The sequence below is a fragment of the Bacillus sp. BML-BC051 genome (assembly GCF_019656175.1).
Taxonomy (GTDB): Bacteria; Bacillota; Bacilli; order Bacillales; family Bacillaceae_G; genus Bacillus_A; species Bacillus_A mobilis.
Genome location: NZ_BPLI01000016.1, coordinates 26,629 through 44,783 on the forward strand (window position 1 = coordinate 26,629; position 18,155 = coordinate 44,783).

General features: G+C 34.4%; 18 protein-coding genes and 1 riboswitch. Of the genes, 3 read left to right on the plus strand and 15 right to left on the minus strand.

Annotation, left to right across the window (positions count from 1 at the left end; genetic code table 11):
* Positions 1 to 11 precede the first annotated feature (11 nt).
* The 3 genes from queE to queC are packed head-to-tail and all read right to left on the minus strand — an operon-like array spanning position 12 to position 1,874.
* Positions 12 to 728 (minus strand): 7-carboxy-7-deazaguanine synthase QueE, encoded by a 717-nt coding sequence (queE, locus tag K5S59_RS07485; RefSeq protein ID WP_000036276.1) that lies wholly within the window; start codon positions 726 to 728, stop codon positions 12 to 14.
* A complete protein-coding gene (gene queD / locus K5S59_RS07490; RefSeq protein WP_000368410.1) occupies positions 721 to 1,212 on the minus strand; it encodes a 6-carboxytetrahydropterin synthase QueD in 492 nt (163 codons plus the stop codon). Before queD ends, queE begins: the two co-directional genes overlap by 8 nt.
* Positions 1,212 to 1,874, minus strand: a complete 663-nt coding sequence (gene queC, locus K5S59_RS07495; RefSeq protein ID WP_000711591.1) for a 7-cyano-7-deazaguanine synthase QueC — start codon at positions 1,872 to 1,874, stop codon at positions 1,212 to 1,214. The genes queD and queC overlap by 1 nt, the downstream gene beginning before the upstream one ends.
* Positions 1,875 to 1,967: 93 nt before the next feature.
* A riboswitch (PreQ1 riboswitch) is annotated at positions 1,968 to 2,011 on the minus strand.
* Between the two features lie 207 nt (positions 2,012 to 2,218).
* On the opposite strand from queC, the gene kinB reads away from it, so the two are divergent.
* The gene (kinB, locus tag K5S59_RS07500) at positions 2,219 to 3,427 is read left to right on the plus strand and encodes a sporulation sensor histidine kinase KinB (protein WP_002070958.1); all 1,209 of its coding nucleotides are present in this window, start codon (positions 2,219 to 2,221) and stop codon (positions 3,425 to 3,427) included.
* 11 nt (positions 3,428 to 3,438) lie between these two features.
* Here the strand turns inward: kinB and K5S59_RS07505 are convergent, their stop codons facing one another.
* From K5S59_RS07505 to K5S59_RS07520, 4 genes are all read right to left on the minus strand, one after another.
* Complete coding sequence (locus K5S59_RS07505) at positions 3,439 to 3,555, minus strand: DUF6254 family protein (RefSeq protein ID WP_000066280.1); 117 nt, start codon at positions 3,553 to 3,555, stop codon at positions 3,439 to 3,441.
* 100 nt (positions 3,556 to 3,655) lie between these two features.
* Positions 3,656 to 4,189, minus strand: a complete 534-nt coding sequence (locus tag K5S59_RS07510; RefSeq protein ID WP_000941963.1) for a DinB family protein — start codon at positions 4,187 to 4,189, stop codon at positions 3,656 to 3,658.
* 138 nt (positions 4,190 to 4,327) lie between these two features.
* Positions 4,328 to 6,022, minus strand: a complete 1,695-nt coding sequence (locus K5S59_RS07515; protein WP_000008589.1) for a M3 family oligoendopeptidase — start codon at positions 6,020 to 6,022, stop codon at positions 4,328 to 4,330.
* A gap of 160 nt (positions 6,023 to 6,182) precedes the next feature.
* Entirely contained in the window at positions 6,183 to 6,629 is a 447-nt protein-coding gene (locus K5S59_RS07520; RefSeq protein WP_000203334.1) for a MarR family winged helix-turn-helix transcriptional regulator, read from the minus strand.
* A gap of 194 nt (positions 6,630 to 6,823) precedes the next feature.
* On the opposite strand from K5S59_RS07520, the gene K5S59_RS07525 reads away from it, so the two are divergent.
* Complete coding sequence (locus K5S59_RS07525) at positions 6,824 to 8,320, plus strand: DUF3149 domain-containing protein (RefSeq protein WP_000669143.1); 1,497 nt, start codon at positions 6,824 to 6,826, stop codon at positions 8,318 to 8,320.
* 29 nt (positions 8,321 to 8,349) lie between these two features.
* Here the strand turns inward: K5S59_RS07525 and K5S59_RS07530 are convergent, their stop codons facing one another.
* A complete protein-coding gene (locus tag K5S59_RS07530; protein ID WP_000495529.1) occupies positions 8,350 to 8,631 on the minus strand; it encodes an aspartyl-phosphate phosphatase Spo0E family protein in 282 nt (93 codons plus the stop codon).
* 397 nt (positions 8,632 to 9,028) lie between these two features.
* Here K5S59_RS07530 and K5S59_RS07535 point away from each other — a divergent pair, with 397 nt between their 5' ends.
* The gene (locus tag K5S59_RS07535; protein ID WP_001234115.1) at positions 9,029 to 9,799 is read left to right on the plus strand and encodes a divergent polysaccharide deacetylase family protein; all 771 of its coding nucleotides are present in this window, start codon (positions 9,029 to 9,031) and stop codon (positions 9,797 to 9,799) included.
* 67 nt (positions 9,800 to 9,866) lie between these two features.
* On the opposite strand, the gene cbpA is transcribed toward K5S59_RS07535, so the two are convergent.
* From cbpA to phnX, 7 genes are all read right to left on the minus strand, one after another.
* Positions 9,867 to 10,490 (minus strand): cyclic di-AMP binding protein CbpA, encoded by a 624-nt coding sequence (gene cbpA / locus K5S59_RS07540; protein WP_001264221.1) that lies wholly within the window; start codon positions 10,488 to 10,490, stop codon positions 9,867 to 9,869.
* 125 nt (positions 10,491 to 10,615) lie between these two features.
* Positions 10,616 to 11,245 (minus strand): class II aldolase/adducin family protein, encoded by a 630-nt coding sequence (locus tag K5S59_RS07545; protein ID WP_097845404.1) that lies wholly within the window; start codon positions 11,243 to 11,245, stop codon positions 10,616 to 10,618.
* Between the two features lie 248 nt (positions 11,246 to 11,493).
* A complete protein-coding gene (locus K5S59_RS07550) occupies positions 11,494 to 13,794 on the minus strand; it encodes an NEAT domain-containing leucine-rich repeat protein (RefSeq protein ID WP_000750361.1) in 2,301 nt (766 codons plus the stop codon).
* Between the two features lie 429 nt (positions 13,795 to 14,223).
* The gene (locus tag K5S59_RS07555; RefSeq protein ID WP_000117660.1) at positions 14,224 to 15,006 is read right to left on the minus strand and encodes a DeoR/GlpR family DNA-binding transcription regulator; all 783 of its coding nucleotides are present in this window, start codon (positions 15,004 to 15,006) and stop codon (positions 14,224 to 14,226) included.
* A 40-nt stretch (positions 15,007 to 15,046) separates the two neighbouring features.
* Positions 15,047 to 16,231, minus strand: coding sequence for a saccharopine dehydrogenase family protein (locus K5S59_RS07560; RefSeq protein ID WP_000862147.1), 1,185 nt, complete (start codon positions 16,229 to 16,231; stop codon positions 15,047 to 15,049).
* Positions 16,228 to 17,325 carry a 2-aminoethylphosphonate--pyruvate transaminase gene (gene phnW / locus K5S59_RS07565; protein ID WP_098258837.1) on the minus strand — a complete coding sequence of 366 codons (1,098 nt, stop codon included), beginning with the start codon at positions 17,323 to 17,325 and terminating at the stop codon, positions 16,228 to 16,230. Before phnW ends, K5S59_RS07560 begins: the two co-directional genes overlap by 4 nt.
* Before the next feature lie 15 nt (positions 17,326 to 17,340).
* Positions 17,341 to 18,135: a phosphonoacetaldehyde hydrolase gene (gene phnX, locus K5S59_RS07570; RefSeq protein WP_000687368.1), complete on the minus strand. Its 795-nt coding sequence runs from the start codon at positions 18,133 to 18,135 to the stop codon at positions 17,341 to 17,343.
* Positions 18,136 to 18,155 lie beyond the last annotated feature (20 nt).

Here is an 18,155-nt window from a genome sequence, read left to right on the forward strand (position 1 = left end):
ATCCCTTCTCATTATACTCCGCGTTTATTTCCCCATACTAACGCATGAAGCTGCGGCAATACTTTTGCATCATTCATCTCTTTACAATTTACAGCTTTATCAATAAGCCACTCATACTTATCTAATAATTTTTTAATCAACATCGCATCATCCACTGTTTTTGTATCATCATTCCCTACTTGTAAGAAAAATGGCACATTTGGATAACGTTCGTGCATCTTAACTGCATATTCAAAATCTTGATCGTCAAATACTACTACTTTTAAACTAATATCTTTTCCTGCTAGTTTCTGAATCACAGCATCTAACTTCTGAAAATCAGTATTCATTGCCGAACTTGGTGGTTTTGGAGAAATCGTTATCTCATCAATTTGAAGTAACCAATCTTGCCATTTACTCCCTTGCGTTTCAATTGCCGTTCGCATTCCATTCTCTTTTAATATAGAAAGAAGAAACTCAATATTTTTCAGCAACGCTGGATTTCCACCTGAAATCGTAACATGAGAAAAATTTTCGCCACCAATTTCTACAAGCTCATTCCAAACGTCCTCTGCTGTCATCTGTCTAATTTGATCTTTAGCCGATCCATCCCAAGTAAAAGCAGAATCACACCAAGCACAGCTATAATCACAGCCAGCTGTACGGATAAACATCGTCTTTTGTCCCACAACCATTCCTTCACCTTGAATAGTCGGACCAAATATTTCTAAAACAGGGATTTTACTCATCGAGCATCCACTCCCGTCTTACTTCCGCATAACTAGTTGGCGTCTCGAAAAGACGAACAAATTCAACACGAGCTCCTTTATATTCGTTCGCACGATTATCTTTTATTAATGCTTCTGCCATCTTTTCGTAAATCCAAACGACCATGTTTTCAGCAGTCGTATTCATTGCTGGTAACGTTTCGTTTAAATAACGATGGTCTAAATAGATTTCTATTTCATTCTTCCAAATTTCTTTTATATCTCCAAAGTCAATCGCAAGACCGATTTCATTTACATATCCACTAATCCCAAATACAACTTTATATGTGTGACCATGTAAGTTTTTACATTTCCCTTCATAACAGTGCAAATGGTGTGCTGCATCAAATGTAAATTCCTTGCTGACCATTACTCTTTTATTATGATATTTAAGCTGCTTACGCTGAATATCCTTGTCCATTTTTTGCAAATTTTCTACGATGCGAAATCCAAAGAAGTTATCCATTAGTTACTCGCTCCTTCACGCTCTTGCAGGTACGTATCTAATCCTGCTTTACGAAGTTGACATGCTGGACATTCACCGCAACCATCACCAATGATTCCGTTATAACATGTTAATGTTTTTTCTCGAACAAACTCGAATGCTCCAAGTTCATCTGATAATTTCCATGTTTCCGCTTTATCAATCCACATAAGTGGTGTATGAATTACGAACGGATAATCCATGGATAAATTTAAAGTAACGTTTAACGATTTCACAAACACGTCACGGCAATCTGGATAACCACTAAAATCAGTTTCACATACACCCGTTACAATATGACGTGCCCCAACTTGTTTTGCTAATACAGCAGCAAATGATAAGAATAGTAAATTTCGTCCATCTACAAACGTCGATGGCAATTCACCTTCTTCATGTGTAATCTCCAGATCCGTTCTCGTTAACGCATTTGGAGCAAGTTGATTTAATAGACTCATATCTAGTACCGTATGTTTAATTCCTAGCTCTTTTGCAATTTCTGCTGCGCAATCAATTTCTAACTTATGACGTTGATTGTAATTAAACGTTACAGCCTCTACTTCTGCAAACTGCTCTATTGCCCAAAATAAACATGTCGTACTATCTTGCCCTCCACTAAAAACAACAACTGCCTTTTCTTTTTTCATTTCACTCATTCTCCTTCTCTACTACGAATAAGAAGAAAGAACGTTCTTGAACTGTCACAATAAAAAAACAAAACAATACCTAAAGATATTGTTGTTTCCATAGTTTTTTATAGAGGGAGTTCGCGAACCTCTCCCGTGCATTGCACGGAATTCCTTCTTTCATTGACAAAGCTTATTGTAACATATTGTATACTACCAGAAAAAATTTCTGATTTTTCCGCTATTTCTCATTTCATTTCTTTCATTTTATAGTATGATTAATTTAATGTGAGAAGAGAGGAGGCACCCCACTGAAACCCTTTATTATTTATCTCTTTTTAAATATATTATTCATCCTTGTTACCATGCTCGTATACCATTTATTTTGGAATCAAAAAGGGAAACGTTCTCCTAAATTAAATTCAGCTATATTTATTGCATTATGTTGCCTCGCTACCATACTATGTATTACTTTCGGAGCAAAAACAAATTATGGATTTCAATTTGATATGCGCCATATCGTATTAATTGTCGGTACATTAACAGGAGGTCCTATTGCCGGTGGATCTATATTAATTGTATTAAATATATACCGCTTCTTATTAGGAGGAATAGGTGTTTTTCCATCGCTTATCGGTTCTATCCTTCTATTTATTGTCCTACTATTTACATACAAAGTTTTCAATCGAACTTCTAATCGTATAAAAATAACACTTGCTATTATCTACAGTCTCACATACGGCTTTAGTTGGATACCATTCTTTCTTTCAAAAGTTACAAATAAGTCTGATTATATACCACATATTATTGTGTATGAGTTATGTACGATACTTGGTACAATCCTTATTTTATATTTACTACATATATTACAAACTCAAGTTCGTCTACAAAACGAACTTATGAATGCTGAAAAATTCCATTTAATTGGTGAAATGGCAGCTTCTATCTCTCATGAAATTCGCAATCCATTAACTTCAACGAAAGGGTTTTTGCAACTTTTACAATCAGATACATGCACTGAACAGGAGCGAAAATTATATATCGATATAGCCATCAACGGAATCGAACAAGCAAATCACGTTCTTACAGATTATTTAACCTTTGCAAAACCAAGTATTGAAAAAGAACAAACATTACAGTTAGAAGAAGAACTACTACACGCATTAGCGTTAATTACACCGCTTGCTAATTTAGCAAATGTGCGTACTCATTATATAAAGCAAAGCACTTCTTTTTTTATCGCGGGAGAAAAACAAAAACTAAATCAATGCTTGTTAAATATTTTAAAAAACTGCATTGAGGCCATGCCAAAAGGCGGTGATCTTTATTTCACATTAGTTCCTGATCATAAGCGTATTCAGTTATATATAAAAGATACAGGAGTTGGTATGGATCAAGAACAAGTAAAACGCCTTGGATCCCCTTTCTACTCAACGAAAGAAAAAGGGACTGGTCTTGGAATGATGGTCGTATTCAGTGTTGTGCAAGCTATGAATGGAAAAATTGATATTATAAGCGAAAAAGGGACTGGTACAACCTTCTTATTAACTTTTCCACTCATACAAAAAACGTGATGAAATAATCATCACGTTTTTTCTGTTCCTTCAACTAATTCAGCAAAGGCTTTCACTTTTCCATGTGGTTTTTGATTTTCTTTACGTGCTTTCCAAGCGCGCTCTTCTTCTTTCTTTTTGTTGGACATACTTTTCAACTCCTTCTTTTCTTTCTCCATGTAGTATTCCAAAATAAGAAAGAAAACTATGCACGTATCAAAAAAGAAGTGGTCTCCCACTTCCTTCTAATTATCGCTGTAAAATTGCGTGTTTCGCCTCTTTTAACTGCGTAAGATGTCTTTGTTCATGCAAATCAAGAAATTGAACCCACTGATACAAATTCAGATCATTAAAAACCGGATGCTTTAATCCATTTTCAAATAGATCTTTTTCATCTATCACACTATGAAGCGCATGTAATAGTTCTTGTCGTGAATGTTCTAGTAATTGAATTCCTTGCTGTTTTTTCATTAACGTTTCTGTTGGTTGCATTTGCTGAGGAGCTTCTCGTTTATGTGTGCGATCAAGCGTAAGTTGGAGATCTTTAAATGGAGTCGTATTTCTTTCATTTTTTTGTAAAGCATATACAAGGGCAGACGTAACTGATTGTTCAATTAAGTGCAAGTGATGCAAAATTTGAATAATACTCCATTTATCACGGCGTGGCTTTACATTCACTTCTGTATCATTTAACATTTCAATTTCTGATAATAGCGTGCTTCGAGTAGACTGTAATGAGTTCACCAAACTTTCTAAACTCACATCCATATTAGATTGAAGCATACTTCTTTCCCCCCTTTTTGTTGGTGAAAAAAGGTGCTCCTTATTAGAAACACCTTTTAGTATTCTGAATTTTCTTTTATTATCTCATCATTTTCTCGTTATGTCGATGTTAAACATGTGAAAAAAAGCGCATGTTTTTTACAATTTTGTGTCGTCAATCGCATGTAGCCATGCTTCTATTTCTGTAATGACACTTTTCACACAACCTTCAGCAAATGGTGATGTTAAATTTGCAACTTCTACTAATTCCAAGAATGATTTACTTCCACCTTGTTGGCACAGATTTACATAATCTTCCCACGCCTCTTGTCTATTATCTCTTGCACGTTTCCAAAATTGCAACGCACAAATTTGTGCTAACGTGTAGTCGATATAGTAGAACGGCGAGCTATAAATATGCCCTTGACGTTGCCAGAATCCACCACGCTCTAAATAATCATTATCTTCATAATCACGATGCGGCAAATACTTTTTCTCTATATTACGCCATGCTGTCTTGCGCTCTTCTGGTGATGCTTCTGGATTTTCATATACATAATGTTGATATTCATCAACAGATACACCATACGGTAAAAACAGAAGCGCTGAACTTAAGTGAGAGAAATAATATTTATCTGCATCTTCTTCAAAGAATGACTTCATCCATGGCCATGTAAAGAATTCCATACTCATAGAATGAATTTCACATGCTTCATACGTTGGCCAATTGTATTCTGGAATTTCAAACTTACGGCTTTCATATACTTGGAAAGCATGACCAGCTTCATGTGTTAATACATCAATGTCGCCAGATGTTCCGTTGAAGTTTGAGAAAATAAATGGAGCTTTATAATTCTCAATATATGTACAATATCCGCCACCAGCTTTTCCTTTTTTCGCAACTAAATCTAATAAATCATTATCTAGCATGAAATTGAAAAATTCATCCGTTTCAGCCGATAACTCTTTATACATCGTTTTCCCATGATTAACAATCCAATCCGCATCTCCTTTTGGAGTTGGATTACCAGTAGCAAACTCAAAGTTTTCGTCGTAATACGCTAACTTCTCTACACCGATACGTGCTTGTTGTCGTTTTCTTAATTCCGTTGTAACTGGAACGATATAATCAAGTACTTGCTGACGATAATTCGCCACCATTTCCGCATTATAATCTGTACGGTACATTCTTGCATATCCAAGTTCAACAAAGTTTTTGAAACCTAAAGATTTGGCGATTTTCGTTCTCACTTTAACAAGCTCGTCATAAATACGATCTAACTCTTCCTCATTCTCAGCTAAAAATCCGTAATATGCTTCACTTGCTACTTTACGTTCACTTCTTTCTTTCCCTTGCATAAATGGAATAAGCTGTGATAACGTTCTTTCTTCTCCTGCAAAGTCAATTTTTGCAGATGCTAATAACTGTGTATATTGTGAAGACAATTTATTCTCTAATTGTAAATCTTTCACGACTTCATCAGAATATGTTTTCAAATCACACTCCGCTAAAGCAAATAATTGCTTTCCATAATACGCTTCTAATTCTTCACGGAATGGAGAATGTATTAACGCATTATAATACTTTGTACCATATCCTTGTACAACTGGAGAGAATTCATCAAAGAAATCCTGCTCTTCCTTATAAAAAACATCTGTCGTATCAACAGAATGACGAATGTAACAAAGATTCCCCATTGTACCGAAGTCGTTGCGAATTTCGTTAATTGAATTGATGACTTGTTTTTGTTCTTCTACAGTTTTGGCGTTATCAAACTTCTCTAAAGCAACAGTAAACTTCTCTTTTAATTCTTCAATATTTGGCCGTTTATATTCATAGTCTTTAAATGACATGAACGAGCCTCCTCTCCATTATATGTATCCTTACTATAATTCAATGCTTACTTACAAATCTCCTCTTATTCTTCAACAAAATACGGCAGCTATTGTCATAATTACATGTAAACAAAAAAGCCTTGGATTTCGTTATCCAAAGCTCCTTTGGAACATACTATTACTTTTCATACTTTCCAATCTTTTTTAATAGATCAAGTAATTCATCCTTTTCCTCTTTCGTTAACATTTCAAAAGACTGATGTATAACTTGTTCATGCCCTGGAAAAATAGAAGCAATAAAGTTCTCTCCAGACTCAGTTAATTGAGCATAAATAACACGTCTGTCATTCGGGCACGGAATTCTTTTTACTAGTCCCTTTTTCTCTAGCTTATCTACAACATATGTAATGCTGCCACTAGCTATTAAAATACGCTCACCAATTTGCTGAAGTGGTTGACCGCCTTTATGATATAGCAGTTCTAATACAGCAAATTCAGTTGGATTTAACCCGTTACTTTGTATAGATTTATTTGTAATATCCATAACAGAACGATGTACACGAGATAATGCAATAAATACTTTTAGAGATTGAGAAATATCTTCTCGTTCATTATTTGATGTCATACAACTTTCAACCCTTCACTTAAATTCTCAGTAATAAAAAGAAAAAACAGCTTAGTGCTTCATGTAAATTCCGAATGAGTATTCACTCATTCATTTCCTCTCCCCAAATATATTATGAATGATTCTTGAATAAAAACATGACAATTTTAACATAGTTTATATATAATGATAATAAAAAAGAAGGAGTACCAAATTTGAAATTCAAATTCCACAGCATAGTTTTATATATATTGCTTGTTATCCTACCAACGATAGGGATTGGTGCTACATTTTATTCATATCATTCATATAAAATGAAGCAGGAAAATAAACTATCTGCTCACACGGTTCTCTTTTTATATAGAGACTATTTAGATCATCACCTTGGTGAAGCGATTTCCGCATTAGAAATGCTCTCAAAGGTCGTAGGAACCGAGACTGGAAATATAAATGGTGTGAAACAAATTGTACATGATACAGATGGAAACGATGCACGTTTTTCTGGTCTATATTACGCTACACCAGAAGGCATCATTACAATCGCATCCGAAGGCGACCGACCACCTGTTGATGTCTCAGATCGTAAATATATTCAAGACGCGTTACAGACGAAGAAAACAACTGTATCATCAGTCATTACAGATCGTGTTCTTGGACATCAAGCTATTATGATTGCTTCTCCCATTTTCAATAAACAGAAGTCGCTATCAGGCTTATTGTTAGCAAGTTTACGCTTTGACTACATTTCAGCATCTTTAAATGCCATTAAGCCACAATACCACTTTGAAGTAACTGATAAATATGATGTAGTTTTTCTAACCGATGACAATAACGAAACAAGTGATGCACATTCTAATATGCTTACTACCCCACTCCAAAGATTAAATTGGAAGGTCTCTGTTTCTCCATTGCCTATCCATCAAAAAACCTTATACCAGTGGGTTGCAATAGAGTGTATAGCTACTTTATTTTTAATGTCTATTTTATTTTTACTTGCTCAATATATGTTGTTAAAACGGCAAACAAAACTGGAAAGACAACAAAATGAACTACAAAAAATTGAATTGGTTGGCACTTTTGCAGCTAGTACAGCCCACGAAATCCGTAATCCCCTTACCGGAATTAAAGGACTTGTCGCTCTATTAAAAGAGAAATATAAAGATGAACAAGACCAGTTCTATTTTTCCGTCATCGAACAAGAAATAGAACGGATTAATGAAATTGTAAGCGAATTTCTTATTCTTGGAAAGCCAACTGCAATCATTGAACAAACATATGATGTGAGAAACATTCTAAATGAGGTAGCATTAATTATTCAATCTGAGGCGAATCTACATAACATTGTATTCCATTTACATTTACCAGACCATCCTGTTCATATCCGTTGCTCAAAAGACCATATGAAACAAGTGGTTTTAAACATTACAAAAAATGCAATTGAAGCCATGACTTCTGGTGATACACTAACTATTTCTGTAACAAACAATGAAACACACGCACAATTGCAAATTATAGATACTGGAAAAGGGATTCCAAAACATATTCAAAAACACCTCTTTCATCCGTTCTTTACTAATAAAGATACTGGAACAGGTCTTGGACTTGTCATATGTAAACGAATTGTAGAGATGTACAATGGGCATATTTTTATCGACAGTATAGAACACGAAGGAACGACAGTTCATATCGAAATTCCGTTACACCTAGTATAATTATCCTTCTCCCAAAAGGGTAATTATACTTATTTCATAAAACCCGCCACAAGCATTCGCCAAAAATTACTCGATTTTCCTTCATACCCAATTTGAAAAATAGGTACCTTTATAAATGATAACCATTTTGGTGTTTGTTTTTCTTTATAACACTGGTACTGTAAAATAAGCTTGTCCAATTCTTGACTCACTTGAATCGTCTCCATACTATTTAAACCACTTGTTAAACCTAATTGAATCATTTCTTCACGTTTCATATGAATATCACGTGAAAGCTTTTCTAATGTGTACTTCCTTTTTACAGTAAACATTCATATCCCCCTTATTATACTTCCATGCTCTCAACTTCACTTCTCCATCGGCCTTTTAACTACTTAATCATATTTGAATTTGAAGAATCAGAAAATTTAACATTTTCTCCCTGTAATTTACAAATCTTTACCCTCACTTTGAGAATTATTACAAATTATTCTATCTTTGTAAATACATTCGCAATAATAGACATTTTTTTCATCTTCTTTTTTTACAAATACCAATTAAATAGCGTATTCTCTATTTTCCATATACTTTTCTTCGACATTTTTTGTTTAATTTATATAAAAACGCAAAACATAATGGTGATTGATAAAGTCAAATTTAATCATTGGGGATCTTGTTCATTCCTCACTGCTCGCAAATAGCGGGATAAAATAGAAAGGAACTATTTATATGCGCAAATATACGATTGCATTGCTTATATTTACTATGTTCTTACCATCCTTCTTGTTTCCTGTTCAAGCAAAGGCACATACAAACAAAGTCGCTATTGTCATTGATGACTTTGGCAATAATATGAAGGGGACTGATAAAATGTTATCACTTCCTATTCCACTGACTGTTGCCGTTATGCCTTTTCTCCCTTCCACAAAGGAAGATGCGATAGCGGCTCATAAGAAAGGGCACGAAGTTATTATACATATGCCAATGGAACCTATTAAAGGTAAAAAAGAATGGCTTGGACCAAAAGCAATTACAACTGATTTAAGCGACGAAGAAATAAATAACCGACTCGAACAAGCGATCCAAGAAGTACCACATGCAATTGGGATGAACAATCATATGGGATCAAAAGTGACTGCGGACGAAAGAATTGTAAGGCTTATACTTGCAGCTTGTAAAAAACACGGTTTATTTTATTTAGATAGCAAAACAAATCCTAAGAGTGTCGTTCCAAAAATCGGGAAAGAATTAGGAGTGCCTATTATTGAAAACCAATTATTTTTTGATGATGTGTATACAGCCGCACATATTTCAAAACAAGCTCAATTACTCATTAAAAAAATTCAAGAAAAACCGATTATGGTAGCTATCGGACACGTTGGGCCTCCAGGTGAAATTACATCACGTGTTATAGAAACTTCGATTCCTAACATTCGCGAACATGCAGATTTTATTTTTTTATCTGATTTAGCACTATCTCCACCTCCTGTTTCAAAATAAGATTCATTACTCACACTAAAAAAGGTACCAATCTGCATATAGCAAATTGGTACCTTTCCTTTCCACCTTAAATATAATCTACATGGCTCACCCTGAATCCTTTTTTCTCTATTTTTTCAATTAATTGCTTCAATCTTTTTTCATTTAACTCATCTGCTATATTTACGATAACGCGGCGAATATATTGATCACCGTTATCTAGCGTAAATAGTCCACCGATATTAAAAGCTTTCAACAATGTCCCAAGTTCTTTAATCGTTCCCTTACAATCTTGTGTCGCAATTGTTAATATATAACCACCCGTCCGCATACCAAATGAATCTTCAATAACATCAAATATATTGGAATGCGTTAAGATACCGACAAATTCATTATAGTCATTTAGCACAGCTAAAAATGGAAGTCGACGAATAACATAAAATGCTCTAAAAAAAGAATCCTTTTCAAAAATAAATGCAGAGGAATCTTCCAGCATATGTTCCGTGCTTACTTTCTCTAATCCACTATTACACTTTTTTTCTAAAAGATCTACTTTATAAATAATCCCCATGAATTTCTTTTCATCTTCTGCTAACACAGGGATTGCTCGAAATCCCGTTTCATTCATAATGTGTAAAGCCTCTTCACCTGAATGGTTCATTTTGCAAAATGTTACTTGCTGTTTTGGCAGAAAATGATATTTAACTCGCAAAATATGTTCCTCCTTACATGTCAACATGTAATCTATATATAATAAGGAGACCTATATTTTATGAGTAAAATTATTTTTAAAACGCTTTCATTTATTTATTGACTTGTAACGACATCACAAACATTTTATATAACAGAGCTCTTTGCACCTTTTATCATTAACAACTTTACATGGTAATTCATTAAATATTCTATACCCTCTAACCATTTTTTCGCTTCTTCTGGAGTTTTCCCCCACACGATCATGCCATAATTATGAACAAGAACTACTCCTCCACCTTCAATAAAATTCGGTACATTATTTTCTAATAAATCAGCGAATTTTTTCTCATCTTCTACAATCGGAATTGACATTTCTGTTATACCTTCTTTTCCAAAAACACGTTCCACGCTACGTTTATCGAATGTTACTTCCCCTTCTTCTCCATATAACTCTGATATTAAATGGCTATCTACAGTCTGCACTTGTAAAATACATTCTGCACTACTTTTTTTATAAATATCCGCATGCATAAACGATTCTGCAGCTGGTTTTTCTTCATTTTCAAATACTGGCTCACACATACAATTAACAACAATAAAGTCTTCTTCTGAAAATAACCCTTTATCTCTTCCCTCAACGTTTACCAAAAAAGTTAACGGCTCTTTTGACGTACAGAGTGATAAACTAATTTTTGTACCATAAAACCAATCACGAAGTGCCAATTCAGATTTCACATCTTTTAATTCATTCCATTTTTTTAGAAAAAATAACATTTCGTCACCCCCGGCATAATATTTATATAATGTTCGAATCCTTTCTATGTAAAAGAAATATTTTTTGATTATTCTAAAAATTTAATTGAATTATCACATGAGAACGCCTTTTTGTCAATATAGTTTCATACCTCTTCTTTAAAATGGGCTATTCATATGTCTATACTCCTATCTATTCTCTATTTCATTTTATACATAAAAAATACGTTATTCTTTTTCAATCAAAGAATAACGTATTTTCTCATCTTTTATTTCGTTATTGCGTTATATAAAAACTGTGCATATTGTTCACGTGTTACGAGATCATCACCTAAAAAGTTTCCGTTTCCATCACCTTTTGATATATTATTATCCGCTAACGTTTTCACATAACCTTCTGCCCAATGACCAGTTGGTACATCTTTAAAGTTCACTTTATTATTTCCATCTTCTTTTAACTGAAATACTTTATGCAATACTACAGACATTTCATATCGAGTTAATACTCCATCTGGACGAAACTCCCCAGTACCATCACCTTGCATAATGCCAGCTTGCGCAACTGTAGCAATATCTTGCTCAAACATATGCCCTTTCGTATCTGTAAATCTCTCTTTCTGCTCTCCTTTATGTTCTAATTTCAAGTACCTTTGTACTAAAGACGCAACTTGTCCACGAGTAATACTATCCCCAAATCCAAATTGTCCATTTCCATATCCCTTGAAAATATTTTCTTTCGCTAAATAATTAATTGCTTCTTCTGACCAATGTCCTTTTGGTACATCTTTAAATTCCACTACTTCTACTTTTTCATCTTCTTTAGAAGTGTTGTCTTCTTTAGAAGTGTTATCCCCTTTACTTTCTACCACATTTTGAATGACAGATCCCGTAAAGAAGATTCCTGTATCCGCAAATGGATCTTTCACACCAAATTCATATACTTTCTCACCTGGTGTGCTCCACATAACTGCATCGTTACTATACGTACCACCTTCGCTCTTCAAACGAATTTTTGTAGAGATTTTACCATCTTTTTCGTATACAGGTACTTTTACTTCTTTATTTACTTCTGTACCCTCTAAAAATACTTTTTGGTTTTGAACATTGATATAAGCTGTTTTACTTAGTTCTATAACTGGTCGAACATCACGGATTTCATTTGCAACAAAACTTAGAAATACTAACTTTTTCAAATTGCTAACTGGTGTTAAGTCTGAAATATAATTTGCTTCTAAATCAAGCTTTTGTAAGTTTACTAGACTAGATAATGGCGTAATATCTTTTAACTCATTGTTAGGTAAATCTAATTCTGTAAGCTGAGTCATTTTAACAAGTGGTGTCACATCTTCAATTTGATTTTTCCCGATAAATAATTTATTTAATTGATTCATTTGATCAATACCCGATAAATCTTTAACCTTATTACGCGTTAATACTAAGTCTTTTAAAGGTAATGAATATAACGGTTTAATATCTTCAATTTGATTACCTGCTAAAGTTAAGTATGTTACATTTTTCAACGCGCTTAATGGAGCAACATTCGTAATTTTATTATTTGCTAAATTCAAGTAACCTAGTTGTTCCATTTTCGCTAATGCTGTTACATCTTCTATTTGGTTTCCTGATAGATATAAACTTTTTACATTTTTCATTTCAACTAATGGTGCAACGTTTGTAATTTTATTATTACTTAAATCAAGAGATTCTAAATTATCCATCTTAACAAGTGGCGTTACATCTGAAAATTCATTACCTCGCAAAGCTAAATGATTTAATTGCTTTAAGTTCGCAAAGAACGACGGATCTGTTATCTTCGCATTCGCAACTGTTAAAGATTTTAAATTGGGCATATATTTTAATGCACTATAATCAAGAATCTCATTCGTATTTAAAAACAAGTCCTTTACTTGTAATAACTCTTCTTTCGTAATCGGTGTATTTAAATCTTTTCTATTAAATACTTTTTTATTAACAAGTTCTCTTAATTTATTATCTGTTATCATATTTTGACTATCAACTGGATGATCCGTTTCCGTATTGCCTGAATTGGAGTTATCATCGGGTTTCTCTGTTTCTTTGTCACCTACAGTTGGATCGTTAATTTCAAATTGAACTTGATATTTGTGATCATATCCGATGGCCGGAATAAGTATATGCATTTGCATATTATGCTTCTTCTCAAATTCGCCAATTTCAAATTGGACTACTTTCGTTCCATTTTTCCTCTTATCTTCTGATAAAACTTTCACATCTTGAAATACACCAGGTTGGTTTTTATCCTCTATTCTAAGATATTGAAAATAATCGCTATCTTGTATTGTTACAGTAACAATTTTTTTCCCATCTTCAATTGCTACTTTAGGATTTTTTATATACTGAGAAACCATAGATGGCTCATCTTTTTGATCCTTATATATTTTAATTTCAGTATCGTATGTACGTTCACTAGCTGCTGCCACCGACTGGTTTGCTTCAGCTTTTAGTGCTGCTAACGCTGGAGTAGAGTATGTAGCAAATGGAATTGCTAATGTTGTGGCTACTACTAGCGCCTTAATATAACTTTTTTTCAAAATAATATCCCCTATCATATATAATTTTTACAATTGATAATACTTATCAATTACCTACAAATAAATGATAATGAATCTCATTATCATTGTCAATGATAATATTACATTAAGTTTATATTTTCATAGATAAAAAATAAAAAGCCCTTTATTCAAAGGGCCTTTTTGCCTATCGTATGAAGAATTTCACTTTTTTCTTTTTCATTAATAAAACCAATTTTTTGTAAAATATTTGCATACAATACAAGTTTATTATATATCCGTTCTGACATGCTTCTCCCTTCTTTCCTTCGACCAACTTTTTTTGTATTGGTAAATTATATGAAAGAGATGAGAAAATGTGTCCACTTTTTGCATAAATCCAAATCTTTTATCCCGCTATTTGCGGACAGTAAAACTCCCACCTCATAATCAGGTGGGAGTTCAATTTAGTTAGCAAATTGTCCATTGAATATTATGCCTTTTGACTTCCTCTTCAAAACTATAAGGCATTTTCTTATCACAAATTACATGTTGAATACGCGAAAATGCTGCTATTCGGTAATTTCCTTTTACCCCTATTTTTGTATGATCACATAAAATATATGTTTTCTCCGCTAATTTCATCATCGCTTCTGACAGTTTTGCCTTTTCTAATTCAAAACTAGAAACCCCAAAACCGGGTAACAATCCATCAATCGAAACGAATGCTTTATGAAAATGAAATTGCTGGATTACTTGCTGTGAAATAGATCCTGACACACGTGAGTGCTTTGGAGATACTTTTCCGCCAATAAATAAAACTTCACCGTGAAACATCTTTTTATTAATAGAAGAAATTAATTGTGTCGCTACTGGAAATGAACTTGTTACAATCGTTAAATTTTTACGATGGACAAGATATGGCACCATTTGAAGTGGTGTACTTCCGTCATCAATCGCAATCACATCTCCATCTTCCACAAACGTTGCTGCTTTATACCCAATTCTCTTCTTCTCTTCTATATGTAGCATCTCTCGTTCTAACATCGGTGCCTCTATTCCAGCTCCTGGAAGCTGGACGGCACCACCATACACTTTCTTCAACTTCTTTTCACGATCCAATTCTTCTAAATAACGGCGAATCGTCTCTGTTGATACAGCAAATTCTCTCGCTAACTCTGAAACTTTTACTTTCCCTTTAAACTCTACCTTCTCAAGAATGGTTCGCTTTCTTTCTTCACCTACTACAGACATAGCCTCACCCCATTGATTTCTACCTCATAAACTACCTTACTTATACAAAGTTATAACTTTCTTTTTCAGTAAAAACTTCTTCATGAATATGAATACCACGCTTTACTAGTTCATCAAAAATAATTTGTGGCTTTACAAAAGCTTCCTCAGGTGTCACAACCCCGACTTTATTTACATTCCCATTTGCGATTAACTCTGTAGCAATCCCAAATGGAATACCGACGTTTCTTGTATAAGCTCTTAATTTTTCCCATCCTACAACAGATCCATCAGATAACGGGTGTGTATGATATAATATGTGCCTTTGTTTCTCATTATTTTTCATACCTATTACTTCTACATGAAGTGCATAACCGTAAATTTCTGTTTCTTGTCCCTCTTTCGATTGCAATAAATACTTCGAAATACAATCCATAATGCCTATTTCTTCCCCATTTATTTCAACTTGATCATTACGCAATATACCGTAATCATATAACGCACGTACGAGTTGCATATTTTGCTTTGGCCAAGTCCCTCTCGTCTCTATCAGTTTGACGCCTTTATTTTTCAGTGCTTTTGCTAACGTAATCGTTTCAGAATGCGGGATTATATACTGCGTTGCCTTACCATAAGGCGCCGGTAATTCAATTTCTCTCGGACGCGCAAACGGAGGTACTTGCTTAAACTCACCATCTTCATACACTGTACGTGATGGTAAATGTGGATCATATTCATATGTCGTTGTTTCTGTAATTGATGCAGAAAAAGCAATCGGACGATACGAACCGTGACTGACACGAACTGATTCTACAGTATCTAGCTGATTTGCTGCATGCATTGCCATCATTTGCGTTACACCTGGCGTCATACCAAAACCAGGTAAACATGTTTTTCCGTTTTGAACAAATATAGAATGCGAGTCATTTTCTTCACCAAATCCATTCAAATTCACACCGTGACAGCCTGCTTCTGCAATACATCGAGTTGACAAACCATTTAGCTTTATCGTCGTGCCATCCATTACAATGTCATAGCCCTTCATTTTTGCAACCGTATCCTCATGATTTGTTACATCTACTTTCACAAAATCAACACGAGGATCGTTGAGCCATTCTACTACTTTCAGGCCCTCTTCTTCATTAAAATCAGCTACTGTAATCGTCTCAAAAGATGAAAATTGCACTAAATCTAAAATTGCTTCACGACAAATTTTACCTGCACCACCTAAGCAGAATACTTTCAACCTATAACAACTCCTTTAGCAATACTATCAACTAAGCGATTGATATCTGCCTCATGTACATCACCGATATTTCCAATACGGAATGTATCTACTTTTGAAATTTTACCTGGGTAAATAACAAAGCCATCACGCTTTAATTCATTGTATAATTGCCCAAAATCAAACCACTCTTCTGGATAAATGAAGGATGTAATAATAGGCGACTGATATTTTTCATCTACTAGTGACTTAAATCCGATTTCTCTCATTCTATTCACTAATAGTTTTTGATTGTTATAATATCGATTGTAACGAGCTTTTACTCCGCCCTCTTTTTCTAATTCAAGTAGTGCTTGATAAAAAGCGTGTACAACATGTGTAGGTGACGTAAAACGCCATTTACCATTTTGATTTTCCATCGTCTCCCACTGATCATATAAATCTAATGATAATGAACGTGCCTGCCCTTTGCATTTTAACAATTCATCGCGCTTTGCAATAACAAAGCCAAACCCAGGAACCCCTTGAATACATTTATTCGCACTACTAACTAGAAAGTCAATTTGCAACTCAGCGATATCTATTTCAATACCACCAAAACTACTCATTGCATCAACTAGTGTTACTTTTCCATATTGCTTCCCTAATTTACATACATCTACAATTGGATTGATAATACCTGTTGTTGTTTCACAATGAACAACTGCAATATGTGTAATCCCTTTATCTTGTTGTAATATCTTTTCTACTTCTGCAATATTAGTAGGCTCCCATTCTTCCGTTTGACTAACCACCACATCTATATGTAACATCTCTGCCATTTGTACAATTCGCTTACCGTACGCACCATTTGTACAAACAAGTAACTTTCCATTTTTAGGAATAACGGAACCAATTACTGCTTCAACTGAAAACGTACCGCTTCCTTGCATGAGAACAGTCGTATATTTCTCTTCTTCCTTCGTTGCTAACGATACAAGTTTAGCTCTTACATCTTGCACCATCGTGTTATATTCAGCATCCCACGTACACCAATCGTATAACATAACTTCTTTTACCGTTTTTGTTGTCGTTAATGGTCCTGGTGTTAATAATAAGTAGTGATTTTCAGTCATGATCCTATTCCCCTTTTATGAAATAATAAGTTCTTGTTTCTCAATATGTTCCATTACGCTTTCGAGTTCCTGCATCGTTTCTATCGTAAAGTGCGCCCCATTTTCAACGAAACAATTGCGAACTACTTCTATTTTTTCACGAAGTTCTACCGAATCCATATTCTCCACTTCCTCTTCCGTTAAACCGAGCTCGCTACTGCCCAGAATTACACCAACTGTCCACATTCCAGCATTTCTTCCCTCTTTCATATCCGATACCGTGTCTCCAACTTTTATCATATGATTCATTGGATATACATCAAGTTCCATCGCATTTTTATAACACATCCACGGATATGGACGACCCGCTGGAACATCATCTGGCGTTACAAGAAAATCAGGTTTATACCCTTGTAGCGCTGCTTCTCTTGCTACAATATCCATCATTTCACTCGTATAACCAGTCGTTGAACCAATTTTAATTCCTCTTTCACGTAAAGAAGCAATCACTTCTTTTACTCCATTAATCGGCGACGCATAGCGCGGTAAAATAGCGAAGAGAATCTCTTCAAATTCTTCATACATCTCCTGAATATCTGCTTCTGTTGGTAATTGTCCGAAAACACGATTCCACTCATTCGCAATACGAGGCATCTCTGTTAATGCCCTAACATGATCAATTTTCAATAACCCCATTGGCTTACGAGCTTCTTCTGCAGTAATTTCAACACCGCGTTTATGGAAAATCTCCATAAATACTTCCAGTGGTGCAAAACATCCATAATCAACTGTCGTACCCGCCCAATCAAAAATAACTGCTTCTATTTTCATTCAATCCATCACCCTTCTTA